The sequence below is a fragment of the Mesorhizobium sp. P160187 genome, assembly GCF_057766425.1.
Genome location: NZ_JBYMDX010000003.1, coordinates 2,303,521 through 2,325,130 on the forward strand (window position 1 = coordinate 2,303,521; position 21,610 = coordinate 2,325,130).

Annotated in this window: 19 protein-coding genes; 7 read left to right on the forward strand and 12 right to left on the reverse strand. The window is 63.5% G+C overall.

Annotation, left to right across the window (positions count from 1 at the left end):
* Window positions 1–47 precede the first annotated feature (47 nt).
* The 4 genes from AC3CCE_RS14655 to AC3CCE_RS14670 all read right to left on the reverse strand — a co-directional run bounded on the left by AC3CCE_RS14655 (window position 48) and on the right by AC3CCE_RS14670 (window position 7,330).
* A complete protein-coding gene (locus AC3CCE_RS14655; RefSeq protein WP_488377151.1) occupies window positions 48–2,390 on the reverse strand; it encodes a putative bifunctional diguanylate cyclase/phosphodiesterase in 2,343 nt (780 codons plus the stop codon).
* 112 nt (window positions 2,391–2,502) lie between these two features.
* Window positions 2,503–5,973: an indolepyruvate ferredoxin oxidoreductase family protein gene (locus AC3CCE_RS14660; RefSeq protein WP_352626376.1), complete on the reverse strand. Its 3,471-nt coding sequence runs from the start codon at window positions 5,971–5,973 to the stop codon at window positions 2,503–2,505.
* A 222-nt stretch (window positions 5,974–6,195) separates the two neighbouring features.
* Window positions 6,196–6,726 (reverse strand): hypothetical protein, encoded by a 531-nt coding sequence (locus AC3CCE_RS14665; RefSeq protein ID WP_352626375.1) that lies wholly within the window; start codon window positions 6,724–6,726, stop codon window positions 6,196–6,198.
* The gene (locus AC3CCE_RS14670; protein WP_352626374.1) at window positions 6,719–7,330 is read right to left on the reverse strand and encodes a CGNR zinc finger domain-containing protein; all 612 of its coding nucleotides are present in this window, start codon (window positions 7,328–7,330) and stop codon (window positions 6,719–6,721) included. The genes AC3CCE_RS14665 and AC3CCE_RS14670 overlap by 8 nt, the downstream gene beginning before the upstream one ends.
* An 89-nt stretch (window positions 7,331–7,419) precedes the next feature.
* On the opposite strand from AC3CCE_RS14670, the gene AC3CCE_RS14675 reads away from it, so the two are divergent.
* The 4 genes from AC3CCE_RS14675 to AC3CCE_RS14690 all read left to right on the forward strand — a co-directional run bounded on the left by AC3CCE_RS14675 (window position 7,420) and on the right by AC3CCE_RS14690 (window position 11,965).
* The gene (locus AC3CCE_RS14675; RefSeq protein WP_023732628.1) at window positions 7,420–8,325 is read left to right on the forward strand and encodes a branched-chain amino acid ABC transporter permease; all 906 of its coding nucleotides are present in this window, start codon (window positions 7,420–7,422) and stop codon (window positions 8,323–8,325) included.
* A 197-nt stretch (window positions 8,326–8,522) separates the two neighbouring features.
* A complete protein-coding gene (locus AC3CCE_RS14680) occupies window positions 8,523–9,128 on the forward strand; it encodes a TRAP transporter small permease subunit (protein ID WP_023683517.1) in 606 nt (201 codons plus the stop codon).
* Window positions 9,125–10,903 (forward strand): TRAP transporter large permease, encoded by a 1,779-nt coding sequence (locus tag AC3CCE_RS14685; protein ID WP_023683516.1) that lies wholly within the window; start codon window positions 9,125–9,127, stop codon window positions 10,901–10,903. Before AC3CCE_RS14680 ends, AC3CCE_RS14685 begins: the two co-directional genes overlap by 4 nt.
* A 33-nt stretch (window positions 10,904–10,936) precedes the next feature.
* Window positions 10,937–11,965 (forward strand): zinc-dependent alcohol dehydrogenase family protein, encoded by a 1,029-nt coding sequence (locus tag AC3CCE_RS14690; protein ID WP_488377152.1) that lies wholly within the window; start codon window positions 10,937–10,939, stop codon window positions 11,963–11,965.
* Between the two features lie 97 nt (window positions 11,966–12,062).
* Here the strand turns inward: AC3CCE_RS14690 and AC3CCE_RS14695 are convergent, their stop codons facing one another.
* A complete protein-coding gene (locus AC3CCE_RS14695) occupies window positions 12,063–13,172 on the reverse strand; it encodes a TRAP transporter substrate-binding protein (RefSeq protein ID WP_023695940.1) in 1,110 nt (369 codons plus the stop codon).
* Window positions 13,173–13,467: 295 nt separating this feature from the next.
* On the opposite strand from AC3CCE_RS14695, the gene AC3CCE_RS14700 reads away from it, so the two are divergent.
* Complete coding sequence (locus tag AC3CCE_RS14700) at window positions 13,468–14,241, forward strand: gamma-glutamyl-gamma-aminobutyrate hydrolase family protein (RefSeq protein ID WP_023834802.1); 774 nt, start codon at window positions 13,468–13,470, stop codon at window positions 14,239–14,241.
* 10 nt (window positions 14,242–14,251) lie between these two features.
* On the opposite strand, the gene AC3CCE_RS14705 is transcribed toward AC3CCE_RS14700, so the two are convergent.
* From AC3CCE_RS14705 to AC3CCE_RS14725, 5 genes are all read right to left on the reverse strand, one after another.
* Window positions 14,252–14,662, reverse strand: coding sequence for a hypothetical protein (locus AC3CCE_RS14705; RefSeq protein ID WP_023671353.1), 411 nt, complete (start codon window positions 14,660–14,662; stop codon window positions 14,252–14,254).
* An 82-nt stretch (window positions 14,663–14,744) separates the two neighbouring features.
* Window positions 14,745–15,728, reverse strand: coding sequence for a 2-hydroxyacid dehydrogenase (locus AC3CCE_RS14710; RefSeq protein ID WP_352626372.1), 984 nt, complete (start codon window positions 15,726–15,728; stop codon window positions 14,745–14,747).
* Window positions 15,725–16,747, reverse strand: coding sequence for a LacI family DNA-binding transcriptional regulator (locus AC3CCE_RS14715; RefSeq protein WP_023671355.1), 1,023 nt, complete (start codon window positions 16,745–16,747; stop codon window positions 15,725–15,727). Before AC3CCE_RS14715 ends, AC3CCE_RS14710 begins: the two co-directional genes overlap by 4 nt.
* 65 nt (window positions 16,748–16,812) lie before the next feature.
* Complete coding sequence (locus tag AC3CCE_RS14720; protein WP_352626371.1) at window positions 16,813–17,697, reverse strand: DMT family transporter; 885 nt, start codon at window positions 17,695–17,697, stop codon at window positions 16,813–16,815.
* 181 nt (window positions 17,698–17,878) lie between these two features.
* Window positions 17,879–18,781, reverse strand: coding sequence for a LysR family transcriptional regulator (locus tag AC3CCE_RS14725; protein ID WP_023826666.1), 903 nt, complete (start codon window positions 18,779–18,781; stop codon window positions 17,879–17,881).
* Window positions 18,782–18,909: 128 nt separating this feature from the next.
* Between AC3CCE_RS14725 and AC3CCE_RS14730 the strand changes: the two genes are divergently transcribed.
* Entirely contained in the window at window positions 18,910–19,698 is a 789-nt protein-coding gene (locus AC3CCE_RS14730; protein ID WP_023694714.1) for an alpha/beta fold hydrolase, read from the forward strand.
* Here the strand turns inward: AC3CCE_RS14730 and AC3CCE_RS14735 are convergent.
* Window positions 19,695–20,102: a DUF2000 family protein gene (locus AC3CCE_RS14735; protein WP_023694715.1), complete on the reverse strand. Its 408-nt coding sequence runs from the start codon at window positions 20,100–20,102 to the stop codon at window positions 19,695–19,697. The two genes, AC3CCE_RS14730 and AC3CCE_RS14735, sit on opposite strands and share 4 nt — an antisense overlap.
* A 47-nt stretch (window positions 20,103–20,149) precedes the next feature.
* Here AC3CCE_RS14735 and AC3CCE_RS14740 point away from each other — a divergent pair, with 47 nt between their 5' ends.
* Entirely contained in the window at window positions 20,150–21,013 is an 864-nt protein-coding gene (locus tag AC3CCE_RS14740; protein ID WP_352626370.1) for an AraC family transcriptional regulator, read from the forward strand.
* 26 nt (window positions 21,014–21,039) lie between these two features.
* Here the strand turns inward: AC3CCE_RS14740 and AC3CCE_RS14745 are convergent, their stop codons facing one another.
* Complete coding sequence (locus AC3CCE_RS14745; RefSeq protein ID WP_023694717.1) at window positions 21,040–21,510, reverse strand: MarR family winged helix-turn-helix transcriptional regulator; 471 nt, start codon at window positions 21,508–21,510, stop codon at window positions 21,040–21,042.
* Between the last annotated feature and the right edge of the window lie 100 nt (window positions 21,511–21,610).

Sequence of the window (21,610 nt, forward strand, 5' to 3'; positions counted from 1 at the left end):
ATACCACGCTTTTTAGACGGGCTTTTCAAGCGCAATTTAATGACGGGTCAGGGCGTGGCGAGTTTTGCCGCCGGCCGCAGCTCGGCGGCGAAAGGCCAGGTCACGTTGGACATGGTCTCTATGCCCGAGGCACTGAGTGCTGCGCCAAACAGGAAGCCCTGGACGAGGTCCGGCTTGACCGAATGCACCAGGACCTTCAGCTGTTCGAAGGTTTCCACACCTTCGATGGTGACGGTCAGCCCGAGCACGCGAGTCAGGTCGACGATGCCCTTCAACAAGTCGAGCGAACGCTTGTTCTGGGTCACGTCTATCAGGAACGAACGGTCGATCTTGATCTTGTCGAGCGGCAGCTTGTGGAGGTAGCTCAGGCTTGAATAGCCGGTGCCGAAATCGTCGAGCGCAATGCGCACGCCAAGCTGCTTCAGTTCCTCGATATACTGGCGCGTTAGCGATTTGTCGTCGAGCAGCGCGGTTTCGGTGACTTCGATCTCGAGGCGGCCAGCGGCGAGCCCCGAAGTGGCAAGCGCGTCGCGAACCTTCTGGACAACGTCGCGGTTGCGGAAATCCTTGGCCGAAAGGTTGACCGAGACGCTGGTCTGGCCCGGCCATTTGGCGCATTCGGCGCAGGCAGCCGCGAGCACGAAGGTGCTGATCTCGGAGATGATGCCCATTTCTTCGGCCAGCGGAATGAAGATGCTGGGCGAAACCGGCCCGAGATCGGGATGATCCCAGCGGCACAGGGCCTCGCAGCTGGCGATGCGCATGGTGTTCATCGCCACGATTGGCTGATAGACCACCCGCAGCGCCTTGCCTTCGACCGCCGTGCGCAGGTCGGCCTTCATCAGCTGGCGGTTGCGGAACGCCGCATCCATCGCCGCCTCGAACAGCCGCCAGTTGTTCTTGCCGAGTTCCTTGGCCTTGTAGAGCGCCAGATCGGCCTTGACGATCATGGCGTCGACATCGGTGTCGTCGACCCTGGACAGCACGGCGCCCGCGCTTGCCTGGATGCGCAGACCGTGGCCTGCGACGTCGACCTCGCCCTGCAGATCGGCAAAGATCTGGTCGAGCAGGCCCGTCAGATGGCTTTCATCCTCGACGCGGTCGAAGAAGATCATGAACTCGTCGCCGCCGAAACGGCTGACATTGACGCCTTGCCCGGCGACGGCCGCCAGCCGCTCGGCAACGGCATAGATAAGTCCGTCGCCGACCGGATGGCCGAGGGTGTCGTTGACGCTCTTGAAATCGTCGAGATCGAGCACCGCCAGGGCGCACAGGCGGTCGCGGCTGCCCGACGCCATGGCTTCACCGACCAGCTCATGGAAATACGCGCGGTTCGGCAGGCCGGTAAGGCTGTCATAGCGCGCCATGAAGCGGATTTTTTCCTCAGCCTCGACGCGGGCGGTGACGTCCTCGAAGGTGATGACACCGAGATCCTGATTGCCTTCGCGGGCCGAGAACTCATAGTGCTGGCCATTGGAGAAGGAGACCAGCACCTTGCGGTCGCGGCCCTCGCGCAAGGCGCGCGTCAGCTGCGCTTCGACATAACGACAGTCTTTCGGCGCCAGCATGCCTCCGGCGACGCCGCGCAGGAGCAGCGAATGGATCGACCGCCCGAGCAGTTGGTCAGGCGAGCGCAGCGACATCAGATGCGCGGCTTCGGCATTGCCGACCACGACCTTGCCGTCGGGGCCGAGCATGACCAGGCCATGCGACATGGTGTTGAGCGCGCGGTTGAAGCGCTCGGCGAGCCTGGCGGCCGTCTTGCGCTCCGAAATGGCGTTGAACAGCACGGTGCGGACGTGGCTGGCCATCCGGGTGATGATGAAGATGAACGGCACTATGTAGAGGCCGAGGATGAAATCGCCGAGATGTCCCTTGAGCATCAGCCCGACCGCGATCGGCAGCACGACCGTGAAGGCCTGCACCGCAACCATGGTCTTGGAGCCGTAATTGCGGCCGACAATGGTCACCGTCGAGCCCATTATGACGGCGATGGCGGCACTTTCCCCGAAGACATCGGGAATGAGATAGATTGAGGTGAAGCAGAAAAGCCCCATGAAGAAAGCCTGGATGGTGCCGCCAACCAGGTAGTAGCGTTCCCACTTCTTGGCTTGTTCATAAGTTTCGAAACTGCCTATGCGCAGGCCTTTGCGGATGCCGTAATAACGGTAAAGGCCGGCCGCAAGCATAAGCGCGGCCAATGCAAGATAGGCCGGATGCCCCGAGGTAAAATAAACCAGAATGCCGATGAGGCCATGGCAAAATGCGCCAATCAGCAGGATCCCGGGATCGTTGAACAACGATCGCACGAACCCAGCATAGACGTCCTCACCTATCTCTGCGGCTTTGTTTTCTTGCATGGCCTGCGGTGTCGCACGAACCGCAGTCATGTCACATTCGCCTTAAGAAAGGTTTAGAGATGCCGTTCCGACGCCTGGCGTCAAGTCGGCTCCATCGGCGTAAACCGCGAAAATTCGTGTTCAGGTAAACAAGGCGTATCGATCACTCGGCGGCCTGAAGTTCAGGCCGCGCCGGCGTGTTGGCCAGCCGCTCGACAAGCCTTGTGCGCTCGCCCTCTGCCTTTTCGGCGCTGGCTTGCCTGACATGGCCGTAGCCGCGAATGAGCGCCGGCACCGAGACAAGGGCGATGGCGGCCTCGATCCTGCCTGGCGCAAGTGCTTTGGCGACAAGCTCCAGATCGGCCTCATAGCGGGCCAGAAGCTGCCGCTCCATGCGCCGCTCGGCGCTGTAGCCGAACACGTCGAAGGCCGTGCCGCGCAGGCTTTTCAGCGCCGCCAGCAGGCGAAAACCCTTCATCATCCACGGGCCGAAGCTCGATTTCCTCGGCTTGCCGTCATTGCTGCGCCTGCCCATGATCGGCGGCGCCAGATGAAATTCGAGCTTTTCGTAGCTCTGGAACTGTTTTGACAGCTCCATAGCGAAGGAGCCGTCAGTGTAGAGCCGCGCCACCTCATATTCGTCCTTGATCGCCATCAGCTTGAACAGATTGTTGGCGGCTGCCTCGGTCACCGCGGTCGAGCCGGGCACGGCCTTTGCCTCGGCGGCACGCAGGACCGCCAGCCGCTCGACATAGCGCCTGCCATAGGCGGCATTCTGATAGGCAGAGAGGAAAGCGACGCGGCGGGCGATGATATCGTCCAGCGTCTCGGCGATCTCAGTGGCCTTGCTCGGTTGCGCGATGAGGCCGCGCACAAACTCCGGCTGATGCGCGGCGCGCCGGCCCCAGCGGAAGGCGGCGATGTTCATCGCCACCGCCTCGCCATTCAATTCAATCGCTCTTTCAACGGCTTGCGCGGACAGCGGCAGCCCGCCATGCTGGAAAGCGAAGCCGAGCATGAACATGTTGGCACCGAGCGAATTGCCGAACAATTGGGTGGCGGTGCGCGTGGCGTCGAAGAAATGCGTCTTGTCTTCGCCTGCAGCAGCACGGATCGCCTTCTTCAGGCGCTCGATCGGCAGCGAGAAATCGGCCGAACGGGCGAATTCGCCGGGCATGATCTCGGCGGTGTTGGCGAGGAAGATGGTATGGCCTTCGCGCACCGCGCCAAGCACCTTCTTGGCGCCGGACACGACAAGGTCGCAGCCGAGTACCAGGTCGGCCTTGCCGGCCGAAACGCGGATCGCGTGGATGTCGTCCGGCGTGCGGGCGATGCGGACATGGGTGAACACCGAACCGCCCTTCTGGGCGAGGCCGGCCATGTCAATCATGCCGCAGCCCTTGTCCTCGAGATGGGCGGCCATACCGAGCACAGCACCTATGGTAACGACGCCGGTGCCGCCGACGCCGTCGATGATCGCCGCCCAACCCTCGCTACCGAGCGGGAATTCGGCTGGCACCGGCACGCCGTCAAGCGGGTCGGAGCGCCCGGCAATGCCTTCGGCCTTCCTGATCTTGGCGCCGTGCACGGTGACGAAGGACGGGCAGAAGCCGTTGACGCAGGAGAAGTCCTTGTTGCAGCTCGACTGGTCTATTCTGCGCTTGCGGCCGAACTCGGTTTCGACCGGCTGGATCGAGACGCAGTTCGATTGCACCCCGCAATCGCCGCAGCCCTCGCAGACCAGTTCGTTGATGAAGACCCGCTTGTCGGGATCCAGGAAGGTGCCGCGCTTGCGGCGGCGGCGCTTTTCGGCGGCGCAGGTCTGGTCGTAGAGCAGCACCGAGACGCCCTTGACGTCGCGCAGCTCGCGCTGGACGAGGTCGAGGTCGTCGCGGTGGTGGATGGTGGCGCCGGAGGGGAATTCGGCCTTCCCCGCATATTTGTCCGGCTCGTCGGTGACGATGGCGATGCGCTCGACGCCTTCGGCGCGCACCTGCCTGGCGATCATGTCGACAGTCAGGCCGCCCTCATGCGGCTGGCCGCCGGTCATGGCGACGGCGTCGTTGTAGAGGATCTTGTAGGTGATGTTGGCATCGGTCGACAGCGCGAAGCGGATCGCCAGCGTGCCGGAGTGATTGTAGGTCCCGTCGCCGAGATTCTGGAAAATGTGGCCGCGCTTGGAGAATGGCGCCTGGCCGACCCATTGTGCGCCCTCGCCGCCCATGGCGGTGAAGCCGACCGTGTTGCGGTCCATCCACAGCGCCATGAAATGGCAGCCGATACCGGCGGCGGCGATCGAGCCGTCCGGCACCTTGGTCGAGGAATTGTGCGGGCAGCCGGAGCAGAAGAACGGCGTGCGCGAACCGATATCGCTGGTGTCGGCAAGCATCGCCTGGAACTGGCGCAGCTTTGCCACCTTGGCAGTGATCTCTTCCGAAGGGCCGATTGTGCGCAGGATGCGCTCGCCCAGCGCAATGGCGATCTCGTTGGGGTCGAGCGCGCCCTTGGCCGGGAACAGCCAGTCGCCGCGCTCGTCCTTCTTGCCGACGATCGCCGGCTGGGTGGCGGTGCCGTAGAGGTTTTCGCGCAGCTGCACCTCGATCAGCGAGCGCTTCTCCTCGACGACGACAATGGTGTCGAGGCCACGGGCGAATTCGGCGATATGCTGCAGGTCGAGCGGCCAGGGGCAGCCGACCTTGAACAGGCGGATGCCGATGCGGTTGGCGGCGGCCTCGTCGATGCCGATGTCTTCCAGCGCCTGGCGGACATCGAGATAGCTCTTGCCGAGCGTGATGATACCGAGCTTCGGCGCGCGGCCGCCCGAATAGACGATGCGGTTCAGGCGGTTGGCATGGATGAAGGCGGACGCAGCGGCGCGCTTGTATTCATGCAGCCGCTCCTCCTGGCCGAGCATGTCGATCTCGTCGCGGATGTTGAGGCCGCCGGGCGGCATATCGAACTCCGGCACGACGATGTTCAGGCGCTCGAGCGCGGCATCGACGGAGGCCGTGGATTCGATGTTGTCCTTGACGCATTTGATAGCCGCCCAGGTGCCGGCGAAGCGCGACATGGCAAAGCCGTAGAGGCCGTAGTCGATGATCTCCTGAACGCCGGCCGGGTTGAGGATCGGCACCATGGTGTCGACGAACAGGAATTCGGTGGCGTGCGCATTGGTCGATGATTCGGCCATATGGTCGTCGCCCATCAGCGCAAGCACGCCGCCATACTTCGACGATCCCGCGAGGTTGGCGTGGCGGAAAACGTCGCCGGAGCGGTCGACGCCCGGTCCCTTGCCGTACCAGACCGAAAACACCCCGTCATGCTTGCCTTCGCCCATTAATTCCGTCTGCTGAGAGCCCCAGCAGGCGGTGGCGGCAAGCTCCTCGTTGAGGCCGGGCTGGAAGACGATGTCGGCCTGCGCCAGCTGCTTTTTCGCCCGCCACAGCTGCATATCGAGGCCGCCGAGCGGCGAGCCGCGATAACCGGACACGAAGCCGGCCGTGTTGAGGCCGGCCCGGCGGTCGCGCTCGCGTTGCATCAAAAGCATGCGGATGACCGCCTGTGCACCGGACAGGAAGATGCGCTCCTTACCAATATCGAACTTGTCGTCGAGCGCGACGTCGTGCAGCGTCATCAGGCATTTCCTCTGCGGAGACAGCACCGGGGGGCGCGCAGCCAACGTAGGAGTGAGATGGCGCAGTCTTTCTCCGCTTGCAAGGCAGGTCAAACGAAATCGAAAGTGCCAGGCAAAGCGCAACGAACGATCCGCTGCCGTCGCGTATCAGGCACGAAATCGGTCCGCGGCGGTTGTCCGGCGACCAAAAATTTCCACGCAATCGCGCCGGGCTAAGACGCGTCAGCCTTTCGAGCAATCCGGCTTCGGCTCACCCGGCAGCTTGCCGTCGGGATGGCCGGCAAGATCGGGATTGGCCGTATAGAGCTGGTCGACCACCAGCGGCCGGTCGGGAAGGATCGACTGGTCCTCGCTCGACATCAGCGTCGTGTCGATCTTCTGCAGGAACGTGCCGTCAGGACCCCTGATGCTGATCGAAATCGCATAGGGCTTGTCCTTGACGATACAGGTCAGCGCCGGGCTTTCCAGGCTGACCTTGTCGAGCTTCGGCCAGACCTTCTGCTCGATCACCAGGGGAGGACCGCCAGCCGGATTCTGGAAGCTGGCGACCGCAACCTGGCCTTCGCCCATCGGCTGCAGGGGCCGCAGCGTCACGACATAGGTCGCCCGGGCGAGGCGGTAATTGAAGACGACGACCTTGCCGGAAACCTCGAACAGCTTGCCGTCGCCGCCGGTGTCGCGGCAGGCGCCAAGCGCAACGGCTGCAATGAGCGCTGCGCCGACAAGGATCGAACGAAAAACAGCCCTAGGCATTGTTGACCCCATGGGCCACCGTGCGGCGGCGGCGATAGTGACGGCTTGCTTTCTGGCGGTTGCCGCACACAGCCATATCGCACCAAAGGCGGCTGGAATTGCGGCTCCTGTCGAGAAACAGCCAGCTGCAATTGGGACAGATCCTGAGCCTGGCGACCGCGTCGTCGCGCAGCAGCGACAAGGCCGAAACCGCCAGCGCCGCCTCGAACGCGATCGGCGTCGCCGGATCGCCGAACGGTCTGCCCGGGGCGCCGATTTCGGCCGGGCTCCGATCGAGGCCGTTGGCGCAGGCCTTGAGAAAAGCGGAGAGGTCGCCGGCGGCAAGCGCACCTTTCGACACCGCGCCGCGAAACAGGCAGTCGGTCGTCTCGCGGATCGCCAGCACCACCGGAACGATGCTGTCCGGCGAGGTCGCCTCCAGCGGTCTGCCGCCAAGCTCGGCACCGCGAAAGCCGGTTGCGGCGTTGGCGAAGCGCGCGATCTCGGCCGGATCGGCAAAACGGTCGAAAGTCTTTTCCGGATCGTTGCGCAACACCACGGTGTTGGCCGTATCGAGCGCAAGAATGCCGCCGGTGAAGCGATGCGGGGTCCAAGATACCGTCATATCAGAAATCTAACCGATAAACCGCATTTGACAAGTTAGATTCTACGATGCAAACATTGGCGCGGGCTCCAGCGCCCGGAAAGCTGTCTATGCTCTATTTCTTCCAGCAGGTGCTGAACGGGCTGCATTCCGGCGCGCTCTATGCGCTGCTTGCCTTCGGCTACGTGCTGACCAACGGCATCCTGCACCGGACCAATCTCGCCTATGGCGCGCTGTTCGCCTTTTGCGGCCAGACGATGATCCTGACCGTGGCCTTCGGCTATCAGGTATTGTGGCTGACCTTGCTGGCGGCAGTGGTGCTCGGCGTCGTCACGGCTTTCCTTTATGCCGCGCTGATCGGCCACGTGCTGTCGCGCAGCGTCTTCGAACCGCTGGCCGACCGCACGCCCAATGCCATTGTGGTGACGACGCTCGGCATCCTGCTGGTGCTGTCGGAAGCAAGCCGTATCGCCGCCGACACGCATGACTGGTGGCTGCCGCCTATGCTGGCGCAACCCATTGTCTTCGCTCAGGATGCCGGCTTCCAGGCGACGCTGACGCTGATCCAGCTCATCGATTGCGCGGTGGTTCTGGCGGCAATCATGCTCGCCGCATGGGCGTTCGCCAGCTCAGGCTTCGGCCGCCGCTGGCGAGCCGTCTCTGACGATCCCAAAGCGGCTGCCATGTGCGGCGTGGACGTGCGCGCAGTGTTCCGGCATGCGGTGTTGTTTGGCGGTTTCTGCGCCGCGCTGGCCGGAATCATGGCCGCCCTTTACTACGGCAATGTCAGCTTCGGCTCGGGCCTCGTTTACGGGCTGAAAATCCTGTTCGTGACGGCGGTGGGCGGCTATCTCTCGCCGCCTCGGGCCGCGCTCGGTGCGGCCGCCTTCGGCATGGCCGAATCGCTATGGGCCGGCTATTTCCCGATCGAATGGCGCGATGGCTGGATGTATCTGTTCCTGGTCGCGGCACTTGTGCTGATCGGTCCCGGCCGCGACCAGCAGAAGATCGCCTGATCGCCGCATCCGCTGTCAGACTTTGGTTGCATGACGCAGCAGCCGGTCGGCACTTATCCCCTGCCTCCCGTCACGACGGCGTTGATCGCGCCCATGCCATGTTGACCCGCCGAACCACGCACGGCATACCGTTGGGCCACAGCGGCGCGACGGAAAATAGGGGAGCCGGCGCGCCTTCGACCTCAGGGAGGAAATGCATGGCAGGGCTGCTCGCTCTATCCAGAACGATCGACCGTATGAACGAGTTCATCGGCCGGTGGATATCGTGGCTGATCCTGCTGGCAATCCTGGTCAGCGCCGCCAATGCCATCATCCGCAAGGTCTTCGACGTCTCGTCGAATGCCTGGCTGGAACTGCAGTGGTACCTGTTCGGCGCCGCCTTCATGCTGGCCGCCGCCTATACGCTGAAGCAGAATGACCATATCCGCATCGACATCGTCTACGGCATGTGGTCGCGCCGCGTGCAGCACTGGATCGACCTGCTCGGTCATGTCTTCTTCCTGATGCCGTTCGTGACGCTGATGGTGATCTATTTTGTCCCCTACGTGTCGCTGTCGTTCCGCAGCGGCGAAATGTCGAACAATTCCGGCGGCCTGATCATCTGGCCGGCCAAGGCAATCCTGCTCGTCGGCTTCTTCCTGCTGGCGCTGCAAGGCATCTCCGAGATCATCAAGAAGATCGCCATCATGCGCGGCGACATGGACGATCCCAATCCGTTCATCTCGGTGCACGAACAGGCCGAGCTCGAGGCTAAAGCCCTTGCTGAAGAGGCCAAGGCGCTCGCCCAGGAGGCGCGCCCATGATCGAGTTCATCGCCCAGAACATGGCGCCGATCATGTTCGCTTCGCTGATCATCTTCCTGCTGATCGGCTATCCCGTCGCTTTTTCACTCGCCGCAAACGGCCTGATGTTCTTCTTCATCGGCGTCGTGCTGTCGCCCTATTCGGGCGGCTCGATCAACCTGGCGTGGCCGCTGCTGCATGCGCTGCCCGACAATTTCTACGGCAGCCGGGTGATGTCGAACGACACGCTCTTGGCAATCCCGTTCTTCACCTTCATGGGCATCGTGCTGGAACGATCGGGCATGGCCGAGGACCTGCTCGACACGATCGGCCAGCTGTTCGGCCCGGTTCGCGGCGGCCTTGCCTATGCGGTGATCTTCGTCGGTGCGCTGCTTGCCGCGACCACGGGCGTGGTCGCGGCTTCGGTCATCGCCATGGGCCTGATCTCGCTGCCGATCATGCTGCGCTACGGCTATGACCGACGACTGGCGTCGGGCGTCATCGCGGCATCCGGCACACTCGCCCAGATCATCCCGCCGTCGCTGGTGCTGATCGTTCTGGCCGACCAGCTCGGCCGTTCGGTCGGCGACATGTATGCCGGCGCGCTGATCCCCGGCCTGGTGCTGACCGGCCTTTACACGCTCTACATCCTGATCATGTCGATCGTCCGGCCGAACTCGATGCCGGCGTTGCCGCTGGCGGCCCGCACGCTTGGCCACGGCGTGCTGTCGCTGCTCGCGGCACTGCTGGTGGCAGTCGCGGCTTCCTATGCGGCCTATCGCTACCTTGCGCCGGCGCATGGCGACAATGCCGATATCCTTGGCGCCAGCATCGGGGTGATCCTGATCTATATCGTGGCGATCGCCGACAAGGGCCTGAACATCAACATGATGTCCAGGTTGGCGCAGCAGGTGATCATCGTTTTGATCCCGCCTCTGGCGCTGATCTTCCTGGTGCTGGGCACCATCTTCCTCGGCATCGCCACCCCGACGGAGGGCGGCGCCATGGGCGCGGTTGGCGCCCTGGCGATGGCGGCAATGAAGGGGCGGTTGTCGCTGGATGTCATCAAACAGGCGCTCGCGTCGACCACGAGGCTTTCCTCCTTCGTGCTGTTCATCCTGATCGGCGCGCGGGTGTTCTCGCTGACCTTCTACGGCGTCAACGGCCACGTCTGGGTCGAGCATTTGTTGACGTCGCTGCCGGGCGGCGAAGTCGGCTTCCTGATCGGCGTCAACATCCTGGTCTTCGTGCTCGCCTTCTTCCTCGACTTCTTCGAGCTCGCCTTCATCATCGTACCGCTTTTGGCGCCGGCTGCCGATAAGCTCGGCATCGACCTGATCTGGTTCGGCGTGCTGCTCGGCGTCAACATGCAGACCTCCTTCATGCATCCGCCTTTCGGCTTTGCGCTGTTCTACCTGCGCTCAGTCGCCGCGCGCGTGCCCTATCTCGATCGCCTCACCGGCAAGCAGATCGCGCCGGTGACCACCGGCCAGATCTATTGGGGCGCCGTGCCCTTCGTCTGCATCCAGGTGATCATGATCGGGCTGACCATCGCCTTCCCGCAAATGGTCATGCGCTACAAGGGTGCGGCCGTCGATCCGGGTACGATCGAGATCAACTTGCCTGATATGCCAGGCCTTGCGCCTCTCGGCACACCACCACCAGCCAACGGTGGTCCATCACCTGCGGCGCCACCGTCGAACGATCTCTCGCAGCCGCCGAATTTCGGCGAGACGCCGCCCGCCAAGCCGGCGGCGCCGGCGACCGACCTGTCGCAGCCGCCGAACTTCAACTGATGTGTGAACACTGAGAACCTGAGTGAGGATGTTATGAGAGCCGTGCGCCTGGAAGCGGTGGGCAGCATTGCGCTACGGGAGGTCGACAAGCCTGTTGCGGGACCGCAGGACGTTCTGGTGCGCGTCGAAGCCTGCGGCGTTTGCGGCACCGACCGTCACCTCCTCCACGGCGAATTCCCTTCGAGCCCGCCGGTGACGCTTGGTCACGAATTCTGCGGCATTGTCGAGGCTGTCGGTGATGCGGTTTCCGGCATCGCCATCGGTGACCGTGTTACCGGCGATCCCAACATCTTCTGCGGACGCTGCAGTCATTGCCGAGCCGGCCGGGTCAATTTGTGCAGCAATCTCAGGGCCATCGGCATCCATCGCGACGGCGGCTTCGCCGACTACGTCGTGATGCCGCAGAGCCAGGCCTTTCTTCTGCCTGCGAACCTCAAGCCAACGCATGGCGCCTTCTGCGAGCCGCTGGCCTGCTGCCTGCACGCTGTCGACCTCGCCGGAATCAAACCCGGCGCTGCCGTGGTGGTGCTTGGTGGCGGCGTCATCGGCCTGCTTACCGTGCAATTGGCGAGGCTCGCAGGAGCGGCGACCATCATCCTGTCGACGCGGCAGGCCTCCCGCCGTGCGCTCGCCGAAGAGCTCGGTGCAACGGCGACGGTCGACCCAAGCGCGGTCGACCCGATCGAGGCGATCGCCGGCCCAACCGGCCTTGTGCCCGGCGGGGCCGACGTGGTGCTCGAATGCGCCGGTGTCCCCGATACCGTCGAACAATCGATGCGGCTGGCGAAGTCCGGCGGCACGGTGGTGATCGTCGGCGTGATGCCGCAAGGCGTGAAAGTGCCCTTCGAACCGTTCGACATCCTGTTTCGCGAACTGAAGGTTCTCGGCTCGTTCATCAACCCCTTTACCCACGGGCGAGCGGCGGACCTTGTCGCGTCCGGGGCAATCGAGATCGACAAGCTCATCTCCAGACAGGTCGGCCTGGACGGAGCCCCCTCGGTTATCTCCAACCCGGCAGCGCCCGGCGAGGTCAAGGTGTTGGTGGTGCCGGGCAGGGAATGAAGGGCAGCCTCAGTCCTGCGGTGTTGGCGATTGGCGAAACGGCGATGACCGCGCCCCTCTCCCCGTATAGTGACGGGGAGAAGGGACAAATCCCAGCCTACAGTTTGCCGTTGCGCTGCTGGACCATCATGAAGGTGTCGTAATTGTACTCGGCCACCTGCGCCCACAGATAGTGCTCCTTGCGGAAGCCCTTGATCGAGTCCCAGATCTTCTTGAACGGTGCGTTGGTGGCTTCCATTTCGGTGTAGACCTCATTGGCCTTCTCGAAACAGGCGGCCATGATGTCCTGGCTGAACGGGCGCAATTTCGCGCCGCCGGCCACCAGCCGCTTCACTGCTGCAGGATTGAGGTAGTCGTATTTCTGCAGCATGTTGGCGTCCGCCGCGTGCGCGGCCGTGTGCACCAGCGACTTGTAGGCCGGCGAAAGCTCCTCGTACTTGGCCTTGTTGAACAAGAGATGGACGGTCGGGCCGCCTTCCCACCAGCCGGGATAATAGTAGTAGGGCGCGACCTTGTAGAAGCCGAGCTTCTCGTCGTCATAGGGGCCGACCCATTCGGCGGCGTCGATCGTGCCTTTTTCCAGCGCCGGATAGATGTCGCCACCGGCGATCTGCTGCGGCACGACGCCGAGCTTCTGCACCACTTTGCCGGCAAAGCCGCCGATGCGCATCTTGAGGCCGGACAGGTCGGCGACGGTGTTGATCTCCTTGCGGAACCAGCCGCCCATCTGCACGCCGGTGTTGCCGCCGGGCAGGCCGAAAAGACCCTGCGTGGCAAGAAACTCGTTGAACAGGTCGATGCCGCCGCCATGATAGTGCCAGGCGTTCATGCCGCGCGCGTTGAGCGAGAACGGCACCGCCGCACCGAGCGCCCATGTCGGGTCCTTGCCCCAATAATAGTATGACACCGTGTGGCAGGCCTCGACGGTGCCGGCAGTGGTGGCGTCGGCGGCCTGCAGGCCGGGCACGAGTTCGCCGGAGGCGAAGACCTGGACCTGGAAATTGCCGTCCGTCGCCTCAGACAGCATCTTGGAGAAGACTTCGGCGCCGCCATAGATCGTATCGAGTGACTTGGGAAAGGATGACGCCAACCGCCACGTCACTTTCGGATTGGACTGGGCGATTGCCGGTGCGGCTAGCGTAGCGGCAGCCGCCGCTGCGCCCACGCCGGTGACCCCGGCCTTGCGGATGAATGAACGACGATCCATGCAGTTCCTCCCTATTGGACCAACAACCGATATCAGGGACATCTCCTCACGTCCGGTATCGATTTGCCCGAAACAATACACGGGCAAGGGGTCGAGTCCAGCATGGCAGCGGGATTTGACGGCGGCGCTGGCGACAAATCCGCCGGCCGGCCAGCCAGCCTGCAACTATAGTCTAACGGTCGCGCGTGGCCCATGCGAGATGGCGAAACTTGCCATGGAAAAGCGCCTTCGGATCGCCTATTTTGCAGGCACAATAGATTATTCGCTTCGCTCCAAATGGAATCCGGACCCAAAAATGCACCAGCCGCTCGTCGCCATATCGACCGACGTCCGTCAGTTCGACAACTACACCTGGCATGCCGTCCCGCAGCAATATATCGAGGCAGCACTTTCCGGCGCCGGCGTGTTCCCGCTTTTGGTGCCGTCCTTCGGCGACCGGCTCGATTTCGACGAGCTGTTGTCCTCGGTCGACGGTGTCATGGTCACCGGCTCGAAGTCCAACGTGCATCCATCGCTCTATGGCGGCGACGCCAGCGAAGCCAACGGCCCCTACGACCCGGCGCGCGATTCCACCACGCTGCCGCTGATCCGCAAGGCGATCGAGCGCGGCGTGCCGCTGCTTGCCATCTGCCGCGGCATCCAGGAGTTGAACGTTGCGCTGGGCGGCACGCTTGGCACCGAGATCCAGGAGCGCGAAGGCTCGCTCGACCATCGCGCGCCGGTGAGCGACAACCAGGACGAACGCTTCGCCATTCACCAGACCATTTCGATCAAGCCGGGCAGCTGCCTGGCCGGCGTGTTTGGCGCCGGCGACATCAAGGTCAACTCGCTGCACCGCCAAGGCATCGACCGGCTCGGCTCGAAGCTGCAGGTCGAGGCGGTTGCCGGCGACGGCACGGTGGAGGCAGTTTCGGTGAAGGACGCCCGCGCCTTCGCCGTCGGCGTGCAATGGCACCCCGAATACTGGGTCAAGTCGGACAACAACTCGGCCAAGATCTTCCGCGCCTTCGGCGATGCGGTGCGGCTGCATGCGACGGCGAAGGCCGGTGCACGGGCGGCGGCGGAATAAATCCCGGCGATCAATTGCCGGCGGATTGATCCCGTTCGCCGGTTGTCGCCAGCGACAGCAGTGGCGTGGCCGGAGCGTAGGATTCGTAGCCGTCGCCATCCGCAACCGAGAAGGTGACGATCGGGTCGGTGCCGTCGGCGCTGAACGCGATCGTGCCGTCCTCGCCCTCTCGCCAGAATTTTGCCCGCTCGATGCCGGGCAGCAGCCCGCGGCAATTCGGCGCCACGGTCAACAGCGACAGGCCATCGTCAATCGCGGCGCCGCGGCTAACCGCGCAGTCGCCTTCGTCGCCATTGGCGACCAGCCTGAAGGTGGTTGCCGGCCTTGCTTCATTGGCCGAACTTTCACTGCTGCCGCCGTGAAACAGCTGAAAGCCGGCGAAAAGTGCCGCTGCCGCAATCGATGCCGGAAGTTTCGTCATCTTGCACTCCGCGCCCCCCGGCGCAGATGCAGAATGATTTCAAAGCGTTAAGCCGACGTTAACGAGTGTGGCAGAGAGCCGCTCAGCTTCGTGGCTTGACTTGCGCCGTCTCCGGCACCGGGGTCAGTGGCCGGCGCTCGCTGAACCAGGATACCAGATTGTCGACGCACAGATCCGCCATGGCGCGGCGCGTGTGGTGCGAGGCCGAGCCGACATGGGGCAAAAACGAGGTGTTGGGCGCCTCCAGCAAAGCCTTGGGCACATTCGGTTCATCGGCGAAAACATCGAGCCCGGCGGCGGCAATGGTGCCGTTGGCAAGCGCTACGGCGAGGTCTGCCTCGTCGACCGTGCTGCCACGGCCGATGTTGACGAAAACGCCGTTGGCGCCAAGCGCCGCCAGGATTTCGGCATTGACCGCCTTCTCCGTGGAAGCGCCGCCCGGCACTACGGAAATCAGCGTATCGACCGCTTCGGCAAGGCCCTTCAGCGTCGGGTGGTGTTCATAAGCCAGACCTTCGACCCTGCGCCTGTTGTGGTAGGCCACCGGCAGCCCGAACGCTTCCAGCCGGCGCGCAATGGCAAGGCCGATGCGGCCCATGCCGAAAATGCCGACATGCCGACCGCGCAAGGTCAGCCGGCTCAGGGGATAGTTGCCCTTCTTCACCCAACTGCCGTCGCGCAGCCATTTCTCGGCCTTGTAAAGTTCACGCACGGTGTTGAGCAAAAGGCCGATCGTGGTGTCGGCGACCTCCTCGGTCAAAACATCGGGGGTGTTGGTGACCATGATGTTTTTCTTGGCCGCATGGCCGGCATCGACCGAATCATAGCCGACGCCGAAGGAGGCGATGAGTTCGAGGTTGGGCAATGCATCCATCAATGCCGCATTGACGCCGGCGAAGGACGCAATGGCGCGCACGTCATGGCGCATCTCGTCGGTGACCAGGGCGGGATCGGCGCGCTCTATCTTGATCCGCTTGAAGGTGCGGTCGATGCGCTCGACCGCATGGTCGTTGAAATGTCCTGGCACCAGAACGGCGACGGTCTGCAACGCATCAGTCTTGGTCATGCACGCTCCACCGGCTTGCCGGTCGACTGGCGCACATGCAGTTCCGGCTTGATCAGTTCCTGTGACGGCCGTACCGCCTGTCCGTTCAGCTTGTCGAGCAGCGCGCTGGCGGCACGGCGGCCGACCTCTCGCTGGCCATTCCAGACTGTGGTGAGCGCCGGTGTCGCGATTGCCGCCTCCTCGAGATCGTCATAGCCGGTCACCGAGATGTCGGCGCCCGGCACCAGGCCGGCGCGGGCAATGCCGTTCATCAGGCCGATGGCGACCAGATCATTCCAGCAGCAAGCGGCGGTTGGCTTGTCTTTAAGCGCCAGAAACTGTCCAGCCGCCTCGAATCCGCCCTGCTTGGTGCGCGGCCCGGCGATGCGCCAGGACGGCCTGACCTCAAGCCCGGCGGCCTCCATGGCGTTGAGATAGCCCTGGTAGCGGTCGCGCCCGGTCGAGGTCTGGTCGGTGCCGCCGATCATGGCGATGCGCTTGTGCCCGAGCGAGATCAGATGATTGGTGGCAAGTGCCGTGCCATAGGCATCGTCGCCGCGAAACACCGGCACGTCGGCGCCTTCCACGCTGCGTGCTATCAGCACCGCCGGCAGGCCGTTTTCCTCGGCCATGACGATGTCGGAGGCCGGCGTGCCGATGGCCGGGGACATGATGACGCCGTCGGCGCCGAGCTGCAGCAGCGTATCGATGAAGGTGCGTTGCTTTTCCAGCTGGTCGTAGTGATTGGACAGGATGAAGGTCTGCCGGCTGCGGTCGAGTTCGCTCTCGATCGAGCGCAGGATCTCGGCGAAGAACGGGTTCATGATGTCATGCACGACGACGCCGACAATGCCCGAGCGCGAGGTGCGCAGTGAGGCGGCGCGGCGATTGTAGATATAACCGATGGCCCGCGCGTGCTCCTTGATGCGGTCACGCGTGGCGCCTGCGACCAGCGGGCTGTCGCGCAAGGCGAGGGAGACGGTGGCCGTGGAGACGCCAAGCGCATCCGCGATCGTCGAAAGCTTGATCTTTTGTGCCAGCCCTTGGCTCCCCGAGTTTTTTAAATTTTTTAAATGCGGCGTTATGCCATCGGATTCGGAGCAAATCAAAGTTTTTTCGCCAGAGCCTCCGCCTCGACATCGACGGTCGTGCGATTGCGCAGCCGCAAACGGTGCTCGCGATGGATGATGTAAAGGCCGCTGGCGACGATGATGGCTGCACCCACCAGCGTCCAGCGGTCGGGGAACTGGTGGAAGATGATCCAGCCGGACAGGATCATCCAGACCATCTGCGAATAGGGGTACGGCGCCAGCGCCGTGGTGGTCGCCAGGCGGTAGGCCTGCACCAGCAGCCAGTGGCTGCCGGCGCCGAACACGCCCAGCATCACCAGTATGAACCAGTGCCAGCCATCCTGCGGCAGCCCATGCGAGAACGGCAGCATCGGCAGAAGCAGCACGGCCGGCGCCAGCGCCGAAAACAGGATCAGGCTTTCCGAGGTTTCGCTGGCTGACATCTGCCGCGTCATGATGACGTAAAAACTGTTCGACAGCATCGAGCCGAGCGCGAAAAGATGGCCGATGCCGAACACGCCGATGCCCGGCCTTGTAATGACGAGCACGCCGACAAAGCCCGACAGGATTGCCAGCCAGCGCCGCCAGCCGGCCCATTCACCAAGCAGCGGTCCGGCAAGGGCGGTGATCACCATCGGCCCGAAGAAGTAGATCGAGGTGGTCTCGGCCAGTTGAAGCGTTTTGAGCGCCATGACGTTGCACATCGTCGAGCCGAACAGCAGACCGCCGCGCAGGATGTGGGCCGGCAAATTGTTGGCGCGGAAGCGCGACGGCTCGCGCCAGCCGCGCAGGAAGACGCCGACAAGCAGGACATGGACGGTGAAGCGGGCCCAGGCGACGATCAGCGCCGAGACGCCGGCCAGCACCAGATATTTGCTCGATGTGTCGAGAAAGGTGAAAAAGACATAGGTCGAAAGCATGAACAGCATCGCCGCGGGCGGCGTTGCGCTTTCGTCTGATTTTGCGGGAACGTTCAATGTCAGGCCGGGCAGGGAGGAGCAACGCTTAACCTTTGCGGCAATCGCCTGCGCCCGGCAAGCCAAAAGCGACTGGCACAACAGGAGCCGCGCGCAGGCTCAGCGCGGGCCGATCCTATGCCGGCTAAAGCGCCTCGCCGGATGCCACTTGCGCCTGGAGATGAAGCCACAACGCCTGGGCGACGGGTCCGTGCGGTCGGTCGCGCCGGCGCACCGCCGCCAGGGTCTCCGTCCGGCCGGGCAGATGTGCACCAGCGATCGAGATCAGCCTCCTATCCCGCAGTTCGTCCTCGATCAGCCATGCCGGCAGATGGCCCCAGGCCAATCCGTGAAGGATCAGTTCCTTCTTCATCAGATGATCCGGCACCGAGCACTGATGCGCACCGTCGACGAGGAAATAGCTCTCCGGCGACGGCCGCCGCGCCGTGTCGCGGATCACGCACTGGGTGAAGGGCCGCATCTGCTCCGGCGCAATCTCGCGGCCAGGCGCGAACGGAAGGAACCCAGGCGCCACCACCGGCACGAGGGGCACCGCGCAGAGATGGATCCGCTCGAGATGCGGATCGGAAGGATCCGCGCGATGGAAGATGAGGTCAGCCTCGCCTTCCATCAACCGTTCGAGCGGACCGCCGACCGCCTCGTACTCCAGGTGCAGGCGTGTCCCGGTGCGTTCGGCAAAGAAGCCGCTGAGCATAGGCAGGATTTGCGGTCGCGGGCAGAGATCACCCACGACCACACGCAGGACCGTCTCCTCGCCACTCGCCAACTGGCCCGCGTAGGTTCGCAGATGGTCGAGCTCGCGCAATGTCAGCTGCGCTCGCGCGTGAAACTCGCGGCCCGCCTCCGTCAGCCCCACCCGATATCCGCTGCGGTCGAGAAGTGTGAGCCTGAGCAACTGCTCGAGGCGTGCGACAGCGGCGAAGACGGATGGATGCGATCGGTTCAAGGCAAGGGCGGCCGCCTGGAAGCTGCCCTCGCTTGCCACGGCGTCAAAGCACCGTAGGTCGTGGAGTTTCAGACCATTCATTATCGCCAAAACCTACTGAGATTGTCCAATCATAGTAATTTTCCTGGATAATTACGAGGCCTAGGGTGGCTCATTCAAAGGGCGGCGGGAGCATCGAACTCCTTTCGCCAGGGTGAGATGAGGACCAGATGACTGACACGCTTTATTTTACGACGGGCGACGGCTGCCGGATCGCCTATCAGCTGGCGGGGGCCGGCCCTGTACTTGTGCTCTCGAATTCCATTGCGACGAACCTGCATATGTGGGACCGGCAGCTTGCGGAATTTGCCGGATCTTTCCGGGTGCTGCGCTATGATCTGCGCGGCCACGGCAGTTCCGATGCTCCGGCCGGAGCCTATTCGCTCGATCGGCTGGGCCGCGACGTCCTTGAGCTGCTGGATGCGCTTCAGATCGCCCGCGTGCATTTCTGCGGGCTGTCGCTGGGCGGCTTCGTAGGGCAGTGGCTGGGTATCCATGCCCCGGACCGCATCGAGCGTCTCAGCCTTTCCAACACCTCGCCACATCTCGGGCCGGCTTCTTACTTTGACGGGCAGATCCGTACTGTCCTTGCTGCGAGCAACATGTCGGCCGCCGCGGACATGTTCATGCACAACTGGTTTCCCGCCTCGATGCTTGCCGGCCCAAACGAAACCGTCGACGCGTTCCGCGCGATGGTCCTGGCGACGCCGCCCCAAGGTCTCGCGGGATGCTTCGCCGCCGTACGCGATTGCGATCTGCGCCGGACTGTCTCCCTCATTACCGCCCCCACCCTGGTGATCGGTGGAGAAGACGACAAGGTAACGCTGGCAAGCCACAGCGAGGCGATCGCAGCCAGCATCCCCGGCGCCACGCTTACACTGCTTCCGGGCGTCCATATGCTGAACGTCGAGCGGCCGACTGAATTCATGAGCGCCGTTACACGCTTCCTGCTGAATTAGGCGTGCATGCGGGCGCCCTTGGTGATCTTGTCGACGAGTTTCTTGTCGGCACGCAGCGCGATGCCGACGATCTTGGCGTCCTCAGGGCCGAACTCGGCGAAGACGGCGCGGTTGGCCGCATCGAAGCCGGTGGCAAACATCTCCTCGACATAGGCTGACGCCGTCACGCCCCGCTCCAGCGCCTTCCGGTGGATGGAGTTGAGCGTCGGCCCATCGGCCGAAAGCACGATGACCGGCTGGATCGACAGAGGATTGTAAAGGTTGCCGGCGCGGTCGCGGTAGGGTTCGCCGATAATGTCGGGGAATTGCGCGACGACGCCGCTGGTCAGGAAGGCCGTGACGTTGAGCTTTTGCCAGACGGCGAGATCGTCCCGCAGCACGATTGCAAATTTCGTATCGAACACCAAAATGAGGACTCCGGAGCACGCCCATGAAGGGGCAGGGATAGGTGATGACGCACGATCTAGACGGTGAGGCGACGCAGGGTCTTGAACGTTCGTGCGCGGATGAGGACCGGATCGTGTCGGCGCCTGTTACCGCTGGCATCGAGCGCATCGAGGCGCATTTCCATGGCAACGCCTTCGACCTGCACCGTCATGATACACTTGCCGTCGGCGTGACGCTTTCCGGTGTGCAGCGCTTCCACTACAGGGGCACTGTCAACCACAGCCTGCCCGGCCAGGTTATCGTGCTGCATCCCGACGAAGTGCACGATGGCGGCGCCGGGACCGAGGATGGTCTGCGCTACCGGATCCTCTATCTGGAACCGTCTCTGCTGCTCGACTGCCTCGACGGCGCGCCGCTGCCTTTCGTCAGGGATGCTGTGGTCAGCGATCCCGCCTTGCGTGGCACGCTGCTTTCGGCCCTGTCGCCGCTCGATGAGGAACTGAACGAGCTGTTCGTCGCCGATTTCGTTGCGGAGCTGGCGCGGCATCTGGGGCGTCATGCGGGACAGAAGGCAAAGCCGATGGGGAAGTCGGCCTGGCGTGCGGCAGCGCTGGCGCGCGGCTATCTCGAGGAGAATGCCGAGCGGTCCGTTCGTTCCGATGAGCTGGAAGCCGTCACCGGGCTCGACCGCTATGCGCTGTCACGCCATTTTCGCGCGACCTATTCCACCAGCCCGCATCGTTTCCTGCTGATGCGCCGGCTGCAAAAGGCAAGACGGATGATCGAGATCGGCGAACCGCTGGCCGAGATTGCCGTCGGCGCCGGCTTCAGCGACCAGAGCCATTTCAACAGACATTTCAAGAAAGCATTCGGCCTGACGCCCGGCCGCTGGTCGGCGCTGGTGCGCGGCCCTTCGGTGGCGGCCTAGCTCAAGACACGCGGCCGCCGTGCCGGTCAGTCGTCGATGTCGGCGTCGTCGTCGACGAGCACCAGCTCCTCGTTCGACAAATTGGCCTCGATGCGGGCGAGCAGCTTGAACAGCGTCTTCTGTTCTTTCTTGTCGAGGCCCTTCAACGCCTGCTTCTCGGTCTTCTTAACCGACTTCTCGATGGCGTGGATGATCTCGCGGCCGGTGTCGGTGAGAAAGATATGCGCCTGGCGTGCATCCGCGGAAGAGGCGCGCTTTTCCAAAAAGCCCTGGGCCTGCAGCCGGTTTATGGTCTTGGTGATGGTCGGCGGGCGCACGCCGAGGCGGCCGGCGAGATTGCCGGGCGTCTGGCCGTCCTCGCGGTCGAGCGTCAGCATGATCTGGTCCTGGCCGGCATAGAAGCCATGCGCCAGAAGCCGCGCCGCCAGCGCGGTCCTTGCCAGCCTTGCCGCCGAATGCAGCCGGCTCATCGTTGCAGTCTTGTCCGCCTTGGCCATGGTGATCCCTCTTCGGCCGTACCGGTGCGTGCAGCATAGACGCAGCCGGCCGGTTGGCAATCGACGATCCAAAAGATTCCGGCTTTCGAAACAGCTTTGC

Coding starts and splice junctions, on each gene's coding strand:
- AC3CCE_RS14660 (WP_352626376.1), bottom strand. CDS start 5,973: ATGACGCTGCACGACGTCGCGCTCGACGACAAGTTCGATATTGGTAAG.
- AC3CCE_RS14725 (WP_023826666.1), bottom strand. CDS start 18,781: ATGAATGGTCTGAAACTCCACGACCTACGGTGCTTTGACGCCGTGGCA.
- AC3CCE_RS14685 (WP_023683516.1), top strand. CDS start 9,125: ATGATCGAGTTCATCGCCCAGAACATGGCGCCGATCATGTTCGCTTCG.
- AC3CCE_RS14705 (WP_023671353.1), bottom strand. CDS start 14,662: ATGACGAAACTTCCGGCATCGATTGCGGCAGCGGCACTTTTCGCCGGC.
- AC3CCE_RS14665 (WP_352626375.1), bottom strand. CDS start 6,726: ATGCCTAGGGCTGTTTTTCGTTCGATCCTTGTCGGCGCAGCGCTCATT.
- AC3CCE_RS14690 (WP_488377152.1), top strand. CDS start 10,937: ATGAGAGCCGTGCGCCTGGAAGCGGTGGGCAGCATTGCGCTACGGGAG.
- AC3CCE_RS14730 (WP_023694714.1), top strand. CDS start 18,910: ATGACTGACACGCTTTATTTTACGACGGGCGACGGCTGCCGGATCGCC.
- AC3CCE_RS14680 (WP_023683517.1), top strand. CDS start 8,523: ATGGCAGGGCTGCTCGCTCTATCCAGAACGATCGACCGTATGAACGAG.
- AC3CCE_RS14670 (WP_352626374.1), bottom strand. CDS start 7,330: ATGACGGTATCTTGGACCCCGCATCGCTTCACCGGCGGCATTCTTGCG.
- AC3CCE_RS14695 (WP_023695940.1), bottom strand. CDS start 13,172: ATGGATCGTCGTTCATTCATCCGCAAGGCCGGGGTCACCGGCGTGGGC.
- AC3CCE_RS14720 (WP_352626371.1), bottom strand. CDS start 17,697: ATGCTTTCGACCTATGTCTTTTTCACCTTTCTCGACACATCGAGCAAA.
- AC3CCE_RS14655 (WP_488377151.1), bottom strand. CDS start 2,390: ATGACTGCGGTTCGTGCGACACCGCAGGCCATGCAAGAAAACAAAGCC.
- AC3CCE_RS14740 (WP_352626370.1), top strand. CDS start 20,150: ATGACGCACGATCTAGACGGTGAGGCGACGCAGGGTCTTGAACGTTCG.
- AC3CCE_RS14710 (WP_352626372.1), bottom strand. CDS start 15,728: ATGACCAAGACTGATGCGTTGCAGACCGTCGCCGTTCTGGTGCCAGGA.
- AC3CCE_RS14745 (WP_023694717.1), bottom strand. CDS start 21,510: ATGGCCAAGGCGGACAAGACTGCAACGATGAGCCGGCTGCATTCGGCG.
- AC3CCE_RS14675 (WP_023732628.1), top strand. CDS start 7,420: ATGCTCTATTTCTTCCAGCAGGTGCTGAACGGGCTGCATTCCGGCGCG.
- AC3CCE_RS14700 (WP_023834802.1), top strand. CDS start 13,468: ATGCACCAGCCGCTCGTCGCCATATCGACCGACGTCCGTCAGTTCGAC.